The organism is Herpetosiphon geysericola (assembly GCF_001306135.1).
Classification (GTDB): Bacteria; Chloroflexota; Chloroflexia; order Chloroflexales; family Herpetosiphonaceae; genus Herpetosiphon; species Herpetosiphon geysericola.
The window spans coordinates 93,735-106,140 of record NZ_LGKP01000012.1; the positions used below are offsets into that span (position 1 = coordinate 93,735).

Annotated in this window: 10 protein-coding genes; 2 read left to right on the forward strand and 8 right to left on the reverse strand. The window is 48.2% G+C overall.

Features of this window, described 5'->3' with window-relative positions:
• Position 1: 1 nt before the first annotated feature.
• The 4 genes from SE18_RS06720 to SE18_RS06735 are packed head-to-tail and all read right to left on the reverse strand — an operon-like array spanning position 2 to position 4,831.
• Positions 2-1,183 carry an AAA family ATPase gene (locus SE18_RS06720; RefSeq protein WP_054533666.1) on the reverse strand — a complete coding sequence of 394 codons (1,182 nt, stop codon included), beginning with the start codon at positions 1,181-1,183 and terminating at the stop codon, positions 2-4.
• On the reverse strand, positions 1,180-2,412 hold the full coding sequence (locus SE18_RS06725; protein ID WP_083469760.1) for a DUF262 domain-containing protein: 1,233 nt from the start codon (positions 2,410-2,412) through the stop codon (positions 1,180-1,182). The genes SE18_RS06720 and SE18_RS06725 overlap by 4 nt, the downstream gene beginning before the upstream one ends.
• 53 nt (positions 2,413-2,465) lie before the next feature.
• A complete protein-coding gene (locus SE18_RS06730) occupies positions 2,466-3,911 on the reverse strand; it encodes a zinc-binding metallopeptidase family protein (RefSeq protein ID WP_054533667.1) in 1,446 nt (481 codons plus the stop codon).
• Positions 3,908-4,831, reverse strand: coding sequence for a phosphotransferase family protein (locus SE18_RS06735; protein WP_054533668.1), 924 nt, complete (start codon positions 4,829-4,831; stop codon positions 3,908-3,910). The genes SE18_RS06730 and SE18_RS06735 overlap by 4 nt, the downstream gene beginning before the upstream one ends.
• 510 nt (positions 4,832-5,341) lie before the next feature.
• On the opposite strand from SE18_RS06735, the gene SE18_RS06740 reads away from it, so the two are divergent.
• Positions 5,342-6,502 carry a metallophosphoesterase gene (locus SE18_RS06740; RefSeq protein WP_054533669.1) on the forward strand — a complete coding sequence of 387 codons (1,161 nt, stop codon included), beginning with the start codon at positions 5,342-5,344 and terminating at the stop codon, positions 6,500-6,502.
• Between the two features lie 30 nt (positions 6,503-6,532).
• On the forward strand, positions 6,533-7,795 hold the full coding sequence (locus tag SE18_RS06745) for a chloride channel protein (RefSeq protein ID WP_054533670.1): 1,263 nt from the start codon (positions 6,533-6,535) through the stop codon (positions 7,793-7,795).
• Positions 7,796-8,466: 671 nt separating this feature from the next.
• Here the strand turns inward: SE18_RS06745 and SE18_RS06750 are convergent.
• From SE18_RS06750 to SE18_RS06765, 4 genes are read right to left on the reverse strand one after another with little or no spacing between them, the layout of a single operon-like run.
• Positions 8,467-9,606, reverse strand: a complete 1,140-nt coding sequence (locus tag SE18_RS06750) for a glycosyltransferase family 4 protein (RefSeq protein WP_054533671.1) — start codon at positions 9,604-9,606, stop codon at positions 8,467-8,469.
• Complete coding sequence (locus tag SE18_RS06755; RefSeq protein WP_054533672.1) at positions 9,603-10,379, reverse strand: O-methyltransferase; 777 nt, start codon at positions 10,377-10,379, stop codon at positions 9,603-9,605. Before SE18_RS06755 ends, SE18_RS06750 begins: the two co-directional genes overlap by 4 nt.
• An 11-nt stretch (positions 10,380-10,390) precedes the next feature.
• Entirely contained in the window at positions 10,391-11,374 is a 984-nt protein-coding gene (gene rfaE1, locus SE18_RS06760; RefSeq protein ID WP_083469761.1) for a D-glycero-beta-D-manno-heptose-7-phosphate kinase, read from the reverse strand.
• The gene (locus SE18_RS06765; RefSeq protein ID WP_054533674.1) at positions 11,367-12,404 is read right to left on the reverse strand and encodes a glycosyltransferase family 9 protein; all 1,038 of its coding nucleotides are present in this window, start codon (positions 12,402-12,404) and stop codon (positions 11,367-11,369) included. The genes rfaE1 and SE18_RS06765 overlap by 8 nt, the downstream gene beginning before the upstream one ends.
• Positions 12,405-12,406: the final 2 nt, after the last annotated feature.

Sequence of the window (12,406 nt, forward strand, 5' to 3'; positions counted from 1 at the left end):
ATCAACTCCTTGGCGTCATTAATCGTTCTAAACTCTTATCAAATTCATCAAAAAATCCATCTGGCCATTGATCAATCAATCCATCTTGATCAATCGTTGGAGTTGAAATTGTATGGCGGGTTTGGCCTTCGATCATGCGGCGCTCAAAGTAATTTAATTGCACATCGGCTGGATCAATTTTGCCATCGTGAACAGCTAAACGAATGCCATTTAATACATGATCACTATGGCTTTCAACCACAATTTGGACTCCAGCTGCTGCTGCGTAGGCCAAAAATTGACCCATGAGTGCTTGACCGCGTGGATGTAAATGAGCCTCGGGATTTTCGATTAATAATAATGAATTAGGCTTGGCTGATAAAACCGCTACTAAAATAGGTAAGGTATAGGTTAATCCAAAGCCAACATTGGTTGCCCGAAACGCATTCCCTACAACTCCATCATTAACGAATGAGAATCGTAAACTGACCAAATCAATATCAGGGTTTCCTGAAATGTTGATTCGTGTGCCTGGGGAAATTTCACTTAGCCACGCTTCAACTTCATTGCGTAAGGTTAACGTGCTTGATTGTTCATGATGTAATTTTTCGTTGGGAATTAATTCATTGCCAAATAATGATAAATAGTGAATCGCATATTCACCACTTGGACCAAGTTGGCGATGTTGGCGCACGAGATAATCCGATGTGCCAAATGATGTGCGAGGGCCAATTCGTTCAGCTTGCAAGTATTGAAATTCATCAGTAAATAGATTACTAAAAATAATATCGTTATTGAAGTAGGTATCCGATGCTCCAACCAGTATGCTATTTAATCCATCAGGCGCAGCTTCAATATCCAAGACATCAGTTGATGAATTATATTGATAGCTCCATTCATCAACGCTATTTTTGCTATGTAGCTTCAACCCAATACTAATTGTGTCATCTTCGGCAGACTCAAAGAATACATCTTGTGCTGTACCGAGTCGAACTAAATCGCCATTAACTGCTAAGCCTTGGGTTATGAGGCCTTGTTGAAACGATTGACGTAATAAAAGCAATGATTGAATGACTGAGGATTTGCCCATCCCATTTAATCCCGACAGCAAGGTTAGTTTACCAAGATTAATTTTTTGGTGACCAAAGCACTTAAAGTTGTGTAGAACGATCGATTCAAGCGTTTGTAATGGTTGTTCACTCATTTTAATACCTCTTGAATAAGGTAAGCAATTCGGCGGAAACGAATATTAACCTTATTTGTATCACCAGTGCCTTGTGAGATTGCTTTATCGAATTCGCGGTCATTATTCAATAATGAAATAAATTTTTGCATTAATAGATTTTTTCTTCGGACAAGAACTTTGATTTGATCATCGCTACAATTGCTTAAGTTAACTGACCATGATTCAAACAGCGATTTATTGATCATTCCACGGGAAGCATTTGCTTTATAGCGTTTGCGAAAAGCATCTTTATCGAAAATGGCTTTCGCTGCTCGCATTGCCCGTCGGAACTGTAGTTCAAATGAATCGAGAGCAGTTTGATCAAGCTTATTAATCGTGGCCATTGCATTGCTTAAAAAGCTATCAAAATCGGCAAATTCATTGCGATTATATTTTTCAGGCGGTACCAGATGAAAGGCAATGAAGCGTAAAACAAATTCACGGTCACTCATGCGCGATGTAGGTACAGAGTTGGTAGTAGCTTGCTTAAATTCAGGAAACTCAGCCATTCGTTTGAGCAATTCGGTTGCTCTCCCTTGATGTAACGCGTGGCGAATCTCTTGGGGCGAAAGTGGCAATCCACCAGTATTAATCCGTTTGAAGATATTGAATTTAACTTCTTCTGGTGTTCCTGGAGCAATTTGATAAATTAATACTTGAGTTTCCATAATCCGCCGTTGGAAATTTCTAGGCAGATCATCAAAGCCTTTATCCGTAATCGTATTGAGGAATTCCAAGCCTTTGAGTTTTAATTGATTTTCTGGATGATTTTTTTTTGCTAAAATAAAATTATAGAGAGTTGTTAATCGTTGGAGTCCATCAACAATAATCCAGCGGTCTTCGTTTGTTGCATCCATATAGAATGCTGGCAGTGGAATACGAATTAGAATCGACTCGATTAAGCGACTTTGGGCTTCGCGTGTCCATAAACCTGCTTGACGTTGAAAAGCTGGCTGCATATCAATCTCATTATTTTCCATCCGTGAAATTAAGAGATCGACAGTCATTGGCTTAAAATCAATTCGGATCTGGCTAGGATTAAAGGGTGTAATAATTAATTCGTCATCATCCTCCTCTTCTTCTTCAATATCGTTGCTTAATCCATATAATGCTGCCTGTGATGATAGCTGGAAGCCTTGAAATCCACCTTGTGGTAACTCCTCTTCATCATCGTTATTCAGATCTAAATCTTCAGTATTATCAACCATTGGTTCTTCCTCATCGTAGAATGCTGTTGTATTGTACTATAGCTGATTGATTTTTAGTGACCCTGATTTGCGCCGACCATGCGGCGGAATAGGCTGCCAACGAGGCTAAATGGTTGCGGTTCGGCAATACCCAAGCGGCTAGCGCTTGTTTGATCGATTAACCCAATCACGCGGGCGAAGGTTTCGATTTGTTGCTGCATCAAATCAAAATCAAGTTTATCGATGGCTGCATTGCTGGGCGTGGCGCATAAATAATTGGGTGCAGGAATAAGTGAAATTGTGGGAATATTGGCTTTGTAGAATGGCTCGCCCTCGCCAAAATAAATATCGTTGATCGGCAGAATGGTGAGCACACGCTGCTTGGTGCGCTGCAAAAGTGCGGTGTAATAGAGCTGCTCAAGCATTGGGCTGGTGGTATAGGTCAACTCAATTTCTGGTTGGGTCGTTGGTTGATAGCTGGTGAAGGCTCGATTATCGTGCCACTCAGTACAGCCTAAATGTTCCAACGTAACGCCAGCGACTGCCCGAAACTGCTGGCCGTTCCATAATGCTGGGTGCTCGGCGAGCCATGTGCTGGTTGCTTGGCCGTGCTTGCCAAGTTGCGGCAGTTGAAAGTGGCCCGTGGCAAAAATAAAAATTAAATTGCGCTCAAGTGACTGTTGTTTAAACCAACGTACCAAGGCCAATAACCCCAACGCACCGTTTTCTTCAGGGGCGTTCGGCCCATCAGTGTGGGTGTTAATCAAAATACTTTCGTTTGATGCTTGGCTTGGCAAAACCACATACAAACTCTCAGTTGGGCATTGTTCGGTGAGTGTGGCTTGCAGCGTAAAGCGAATCTGTTGGCCTTGAGCAGCTGCTTGCTTGAGTTGCTGGCCTCCCACTGAATCGACCCATAGCGCCGGACAATCTTGATAGCTGCTGGTGAAGGGTAGATATTGGGCTGCTGCATTGGCTGGCGAGATGTTTGACCACATGCAAATTACGGCTTTGACCCCAGCTTTTTTGGCAGCTTGCAGGTCGGGGCCGCCGAGAAACGAGCCAAGGGTTGGGTTACGCAGCGTTTTTGGGAGTTGGGTTGCACTGGCTTGAGCCGCCTTGGTTGGGTGAATAAACAGCATGGTTGGTAAAGCTGGAACCGCAACTTCGACCAAAGCAATTTTGCCAGCTGCTTGTTGAAAATTGCCTGGGCTTTTGCCACAATCGACCAATTCGCCAACAATGCCTTCGGCGGGCGTGCAGCCGGAATAGGGGTAGTGAAAACTTGTAGCAATTGCGGTTTCGCTGCGATTGGCGTTTTGCAGCGCCAAGCCCCAGTTTTGAGCTTCCCAGCGCGTGAAATAATAGCGATCACGTTGGACTTCGCAGCCGAGGGCAGTTAATTCGGCGGCCAGAAATTCGATGAAGCGCTGATGAGATTCGCTTCCGGTTAGGCGTGGCCCTAATGCTTCGAGATAGCGATGCCAGCCAATTAATTCTTGATGCGTGGTAATGTTCATGAATTCAGCCTCACTCGCACAGGATTATCAATTAACTCGGTTAGCTCGAGCACAATCTCGCGATGCCAAGCCCAATCGTTGCGTAGCTGCGCGACAATCAAATCAGTTAAGTTCATGTGCAGCCAATAGCAGCGTAAACGCTTTTCAACATTATCGGGAATGATATCGTGCTGTTGGGCAAATTTAAGCCATGGTTGTAAATAGATAGTGCTTGGCTCATAACAGCTTTGTTGAGCAAGATCATAGACCCAATCGCCGTAGCCAAATTCGGCCCAATCAAGCACGGCCACAATCGTTTGCTGCTGGCAAATCACATTATTAAAGCCAAAATCACGATGGATTAACGAGCGTTCGGTAGTGATGCTGCCGATTAATTGCTCCATGACCCGATAGCCTTGGCGCAACAAGCTGCCGGTTTGGTCTTGGCGCTCGTACCAGTCGCGCCAATTATAATCAAACTTATAATTGCCAAGATCTAAAACTTCTTCGGCCCAGCTTTGGTAACGGCCTTGGCCTTGGCTGTTGGCTAAACCCCAACCAGTGCTTGAACCGATGTCTTGTTGATGCAGTTGATGCAGTATTTGAAAAAGGCGCGGCTGAATTTGGCTGAGCTGCTGTAGCTCAAGTGCTGAGATGGTTTGGCCTGCGAGGTAGGGACTAATCGCGTAGACCCAGCCATCGGCAAATTGCTGATGGGCTAGGATTGGCGGAATTGGCAAATATTGGCCCCAGTGCTGGGCGGCGTAGGCATCTTTTAAAAAATCTTGGTAGTGCTTGCTAATGCGCACTACATAAGGTTGGGAATCGTGTTCAAATTGATAGGCTTGGGCAAACCAACCAGCGCCGATAAAGCTGATGTTTTCAAGCTGAAAGCCCGAATCGGCTTCGATTGCTTGGTGTAAACCTGAATCGAGGTGCATCAAACATCCTCACACAGACAATATTCCATCAGCATTGTACCGCGAAGTATTTGATCCACGAAGGACACGAAGGGCACGAAGGATGGAAACCGCGAAGAGCGCGAAGGACGCGAAGAACGTCAAGCTCCATGTGGAGAGCATATCCCTTCATCCTTCATCCCTCATCCTTGCTGTTGGCCACAGATTGGCACAGATTTATGTGATTATTCCGCAGTGCCACCAAGCTGATCTTTTTTAGCCATGAATTGCCTAAATTTCACCAATTGATGCCCGATAGCCAATAGCCTACAGCCAATGGCCATGCTTCCTCTGCGCCGCTGGGTTAAATGTTGACTTCTGACTTCTGATTTTTGCCTTCATCCCTCATCCTTCATCCTTCTATTTATCTCCCCCATTGCGCTGAGTACTGGCTTGCGGAGGTGGACTAGCGATTGATTGAATTGGGCAAGGCTTGCCAGCATACTTGAGTGCTAGAATGATCAATAATGCTGTAATAGTGGGGATCAAGCTGTGCAACGCAAGCTTGGGTTTGGGCTGTTGGGTCTGCTGCTTTGGCTGCTTGGGTTGGCAATCTGTGGCAGTCTTTTTGGCTGGAATTTGGCTTGGCTGAAGGATTGGCAATGGCTGGCTGAACAAACTGGCTGGCGCTTCTGGCTGGCTCAAACGATTTTTCGCATCGTGTTGTTGCTGCCTTTAATTCTTGGCCTGCTTTTGTTGCTCCATCCTATGTGGCTTGGTCGGCGCTTGTTACCATCACCCAAGCCTGATTCAAGCGTGAGTGCTGCTCCGTTGGCCCATGAAACGCTTAATCGGCGGCGTTTTGTAATCGAGGCTGGCCTGCTTGGTGGCTTGGTTGGTTATAGCAGCTTGATTGAGCCATTTAATCCTGAAGTTGTTGAGCTTGAGTTGCCAATTGCCAATTTGCCAAGCCGCTTTGAGGGCTTGAGGATTGTGCAATTGAGTGATTTGCATGTGTGTGCTTACACTCCCGCCGATGATGTGGCCCGCGCTGTGGCCTTGATTAATCAGCTTGATGCAGATATTGTGACCATCACTGGTGATTTTGTTGATCGTCATGCGAAATTTGCTGATGATGCGACGATGCCCTTGCGTCAATTACAAGCCCGCGAAGGCATTTTTTCGGTGCTTGGCAACCACGATTACTATACTGGCGATATTGAGCGCATGATTTGGGCGATTAAACGCGCTGATTTGGGTTTGTTGATCAATCAGCAAACCGTGATTCGACGTGGCGCTGAGCGCTTAAATCTGGTTGGCTTGGACGATCCCAAGCATAATGCTGGCAATGGCTGGAGCCATGGCAATATTGATTTGGCGCGAGCGTTTGGCAATCTGCGTGCTAGCGATCCATGCATCACCTTGTTGCATAACCCGATTTTTGCGCCAAGCGTAATTGGGGCTTATGCGCCGCAACTTGTGCTTTCTGGCCACACCCATGGCGGCCAGATTTGGGTGCCGATCTTAACCGAACAAGCGGTGCGTTCGCGCGATCGCTTTGTGGAGGGCCGCTATCAACTTGCCAACAGCCAAGTCTATGTTAATCGTGGTTGGGGTTTTACCGGCCCGCCGTTGCGCTTTGCCAAACGCCCAGAAATTAGCGTGATTCGGTTGACGAGGGATCAGGGGTCAGGGATTGGGGATAGTTTTTAGGATCAGATTGGATAGTTTAGGAAGCAGATAGTGGCAACAATTGTTCCTCTGATGCGCCAAATTGGGCGCTGGACGGGCTTGGCCTTGGCAATTGGGCTTGCTGCTGGCTTGGCAAGTGCGCTTTTTTTAGTTAGTTTGGCGTGGGTCACAACGCTGCAAACCAACAATTGGTGGCTTTTGCTTTGTTTGCCGTTGTTTGGCGGCTTGGTGGCTTGGCTTTATCAACGTTTTGGCCAAAGTGTGGCGGCTGGCAATAATCTAATTATTGAACAATTGCATAGCCCAGATTTGCTTGGCGTTCCCTTGCGCATGGCTCCTTTAGTATTGCTTGGAACCGTGCTGACCCATCTTGGCGGTGGCTCTGCTGGCCGAGAAGGCACGGCGGTGCAAATGGGCGCAAGTTTGGCGGCGCGAATTGGGCGTTGGTGGCGTTTGCCGCAGGCTGAAGTGCGTTTAGTGCTGATGATGGGCATGAGTGCTGGCTTTGGGAGCGTGTTTGGCACCCCGATTGCAGGCACGATCTTCGCGCTGGAGGTGCTTGCATTTGGAGTTTTGCGCTATGAAGCATTATTGCCATGTTTGGCAGCGGCCTTGGTAGGCGATGGCGTGGTGCGTTGGCTGAATATTGCGCATAGCCATTATCAAGTTGCCAGTGTGCCCGAGCTTGGTTCGATTTGGGCTTGGTTGATTGGAGCTGGAATTTGCTTTGGGCTTGTTAGCAGAGCGTTTGTGAGCTGGATTGAACTGGTGCAGAGTAGGTCGCGGCGTTGGCTGCCCAACCCAATTCGGCGGGCAATGCTTGGCGGCTGCGTGATTGTGATTATAAGTTTGGTGTTGAATACTCGTGATTATAATGGGTTGAGTTTGCCGTTGCTCGCCCAAGCATTTGAGCCACAAGGCGTTGTGCCATGGGCTTTTGGGTTCAAGTTATTGTTAACTGGCTTGACCTTGGGCGTGGGCTTCAAGGGTGGTGAAGTAACCCCATTGTTTGTGATTGGCGCGACACTTGGCTCGGCCTTGGCCCAGCTTTTTGGCTTGCCAAGCGATTTGCTGGCAGCTTTGGGCTTGATTGCGGTCTTTGCCGGGGCTGCTAATACCCCGATTGCTTGTGTTTTGATGGGGATTGAATTGTTTGGCTCAAGCTTGCTTGTGCCATTGATGATTACCACCTGCATTGCCTACACAGTTTCTGGCCATCGGGGAATTTATGCGGCGCAACGAGTTGGCTGGGCGAAACGTCAGCATTTGGCACATCAAACTGGCAAACGGCTTGATGAGTTGGAGGTTGATTAACAAAAGTGAGGCCCGAACTCTAGCCTAGCTTCGGGCCTCGTTGGTGCTATTGATTTGCACACATCAATACGTTTAAACTACCACGTCAGTCCTAAAAGCGCTGGGTTTTTCCATTAAACTACGGCCCCAAAGTTTGGCGGAGCTGGCTAGATTCGAACTAGCATCCAGCGGTATATGCATGATAGTGCTTGACTTGATGTTCAACAGCGAATACTGAATCTAGAGCGATAATCTGAATTTGAGTGGCTGTGTCAGCGCCTCTGCCAATTGGGCTACCCAGCCAAATGTGGTGGCTGGGGGAGGATTCGAACCTCCACTTTCTAACACACTGTGCCGATTCAGCTTGAGCTTTAGTCTCAGCTTGCGCTCTTGCGCAACAGTATTGTAGGCCAGTTTGCCGCTTTGGGCAATCGTGCTTTAGGCTGATTCACGAAGCTCCCAAAGAGCACGCAGGGGCTGAAACCACGAAGAGCACGAAGAACGCGAAGATTAAGTTTTTTTCGCCACAGATTGGCACAGATTTTTATGATTTGGTTCCCAATAGCTTAGCGCCCATAGCCAAAAGCCATACATTCTCTGCGCCTCTGGGTTAATTGACCCACGAAGATATGGCAATAGGCTTTTGATTTTTGACTTCTGACTTTTTTTGGATATGCTCTATGCTCTATGTTCTATGTTCTATGTTCATACAGCTCAAACGTGCGTTGTAGCATCGTTTGCAATTCAAATTGCTGCTGAATGCGTTGACGAGCAGCTTGGCGACAGGCTTGGTTGAGTGCTTGATCGTTGAGCATGCGCCCAATGGCTTGGGCAAGTGCAGCACTGTGGCCTGGCTCAACCAATAAGCCTTGTTGACCATCGCTGATCGCTTCGCGCGTGCCGTCGGTACTGCTGGCCACAATTGCCTGCCCACTGGCCATGGCTTCGAGCAAGGCAAACGATAAGCCTTCGTACAGCGAAGGGAGTACAAACACATCAAGGGCTGCGAGGGCTGCGGGCATATCACGTTGTTGGCCGACAAAATGAACCTGATTAGGCTTGGGCAAATGCTGGGCTGCTTGCCGTAATTCACCCTCCAAATCGCCTTCGCCAATGAGTGTTACATGAACGTTTGGCTGCTGTTGCCAAATTGCTGGCAAGGCCTCGAACAATATTTGATGGCCTTTTTGACGACTCAAGCGGCCAACCACGCCTAAAAGTGGCACATCGTGGGGAATTTGCCATGCCTTGCGAGTTGCAGGATCGCGCGGTTGTGGCTGCCAGTGCTGGCTATCTACTGCATTATAAATGGTGTGCAAGCGCCGTTTGGGAAAGCCAAATTGCTCAAGTAACAATTGGGCGTTGCCTTCAGAAACCGCAACCCCAGCGTGCAAGGTGGCATATTGCCAGCGCCGATTGAGCAAGCGCAAATGGTGCGAAAGCCAATTGAAGCGCGGGATTGGCGTAACCAATTGGAAGGTGATAATGCGCCGTGGAACCCGCGCCAAGGCCGCACCCAGCACCAACTCGGCAGCGCGGCGTGGTGAGGGCACTACAAAATGCACAATATCAGGCCGTAATTGGCGAAATAGTTTGGCTGCTTGGTTAACTTCTTTAAACGCTAAACCATGCTCATGGACTGCATCTAGGGTGGCGATGCTGGCGCCATGAGCTTTGGCCCGATCGATCAAAGGTTGGGTGGCTGCCCGCGGCGGCATCAATAACCCAAGCTCAAAACGCTGTTGATCGGCATGCAGCAACAGCGTTTCTAAATAGCCTTCAGCACCGCCAAGGCCAGTGCTATCAGTAACAAACCACAGCCGTTGTTTCACGCAGGCACTCGATAAATTGCTAAGCGGGTTTGCTGAATCCGATAAATTGGCAGCCGATCAGCTAATTCGTTGACACAGCGAGTTACGCCAACACACTCAGGGTGGGCATCGACCCAGGTATAATCATCCCAAACCACCACGCCACCAGGTCGTACCAATTTCAAGGCCACTTCAGTATCGGCCTTCACAAAGGGATACGAGTGATCAGCATCGACCAATACTAGATCCATTTGGCCATAATACGGGCTAAAATCGAATGGCTCTAAACCAAGCCAAAGTTGGCTGATTTTGCTGGCTTCAGGGGTGTTGTGAAAATGCTGGCCTGGCGTGAAGCTCAATTCAAACTGATAGCCGTTGCGGCGCAAATATTCGTTGCGTGTCTTAATATCAAGATCAAGGGTGTAGATTTTGGTTTCGGGGCTGCTATGTTGGGCCATCATGCGCGTGGTTGCGCCCATGTAGGTGCCAAATTCAAAAATTGTTTTTGGTTGGCTAATTTGGGTCACGCCTGCCAACGACAACAATTCGGCCAAGGGCATTTCCATGGTATCGTCGCGGACAATCGAAGCGACTGGCACTTCGATGCTCGCTTGGCGGCCTTCGGGAAATAGCTCAGGCAACGAGCGTTGGGTCAGGGTATATTCGGCGTACCGCCCATATTGATCGAATAGGCGTTGGCGCACGGTTTTTTGGTTGCTGGCGACGCGCCAAGCAATGTAGCGTTGCATAATGGGCTTGGGAATAAATGGCCGCACTCGGCTTTTCCACGACATAGCGATTCCTTTTAGACTGAATAAAGGCTGGTAATTGCTTGCGATAATTCGGCCAGATCGACGGTGGCCGTGCCAACTTTGCCCACCACAATGCCCGCCGCAATATTGGCCAATTGCATGGCCTGCTCCAAACTGCTGCCGCTGGCCAACGCTAAGGCCAAAATAGCCACGACCGTATCGCCCGCTCCGGTCACATCGTAGACGTTGCGGGCATGCGTTGGCAAAAAGACTGGCGCATGCTGGTTGCGATAGAGCGCCATGCCATCAGCGCTGCGGGTGATAATCACTGCTGTGCCTTGCAGCAACTCCAATAAGTGATCGGCGGCAAGTTGCAGTTGTTCAAGGCTGTGTAAGCTGAGGCCAGTGACGACTTGGGTTTCTTGCAGGTTGGGCGTAATCACGCTGGCTTGGGCATAGCGTTGATAATTAATGCCCTTGGGATCAACGACCACCGGAATGTTGTAACGTCGTGCTTGTTGAATCACATGTTGGCAAACCCGCTCTGTGAGCACGCCCTTGGCATAATCGGAAAGAATGCAGACCTGACAATTTGCGATCTGTTGATCAACCCACGTACATAGCGCAGTTTCGCTGACTGAATCAAGTGCGGTGTTGACCTCGCTATCATAGCGCAACATCTGTTGGTTATGGGCGATGATCCGTGTTTTGAGCGTGGTTGGACGTTGGGCCTTGATCAAGCCATTGCTTTCGCCAACGCCCGCTTGTTCGAGCACCAGTTTGAGCTGTTGGGCTGCAAGGTCATCGCCAATTACACCGCCTAATAGAACTTCTGCGTTGAGCGCCGCAATGCTAGCGGCCACGTTGCTGGCTCCGCCAGGCCGATAGCTGCGCGAACGCACATTGACAATTGGCACTGGCGCTTCTGGCGAAATGCGGGTGACATCGCCCCAAATATATTCATCGAGCATCACATCGCCAACAATTAAGACCCGTTGTTTGCTTAATTTGGCCAGCGTTGCGGTTAATTCATGCACGATGAATCTCCAATTCGATCAACTCATGGGCAGGGCGCGGCTTGATATAATCGACGTTTAAGGGCTGATCAACCAAGGCCAATTGTGCTTCGACCGCCGCCAGCACTTGCTCAGGCGTAATTTCCTGCATACATTGACGCTCGATTGGGCAATTCTCCCACAGCCAACATGGCGCACAATTTAATGGTGTATACAAATTGCTGTTGCAACTATAGCCCGATTGAAATGGCGCTTCACGGCCACCAAAAATAATCACCGAACGGCAATCGACTGCCCGTGCCAAGTGCATTTGAAAGCCAACAAAGCCAATAAATAATTGCGCCGCCTGCAAAATTGCTGCCGATTCACGGATGCTGGCTTTACCTCGTAGATCAAGCACATGCTCAAGTTTGGGATCGCTGGGCATACCAAGTTGTACCACGGTAAAGCGTTTGGCTAATTCGTTGACTACAATTTGCATCCGTTCTGGATACCATTCTTTGGTTGCGATTGGGTAACGCGCAGCTAAAATTGAGCTTTGCACCACAATATAAGGCTTAGAAATGATGTGTTGTGAACGTTCAGCCGCAGTTAAATGCAAATAAGGCCGCACACCAACTGGATAATCAATGCCTAGTACTGAAGCCATATTAGTAATTAGATGTTGCTGAGGTGGTAAATCACGGCCTTGCTCTTTAATATGAGTCGTATAATTCAGCCGTTTAAAGGCCATATTATGCTGTTCGATAATTTTAAAATAGTATGGCATAACCGGAATAATCCCAGCAACATCGGGATTATGGGCGAATAATTCGGGATTATTGGTTTGCATCCACAGATTAGCTTCGCCATGTTCGCGTAACGCGCGAAAAATCGCTGTACACAATAATTGGTCGCCGAGGCCACCACCAAAGCCTAATACTCGCTTGATTGTAGGCTTGCGCAGGTGCAAATTTAAATGCCACCAGCGTGGCGCGAATTTACTTTGCCAATCGTAGCGCAAGCGGCGCTGAACCCGCGCTAAAAATGAAATTTGGTTTGGATCTGCCACAA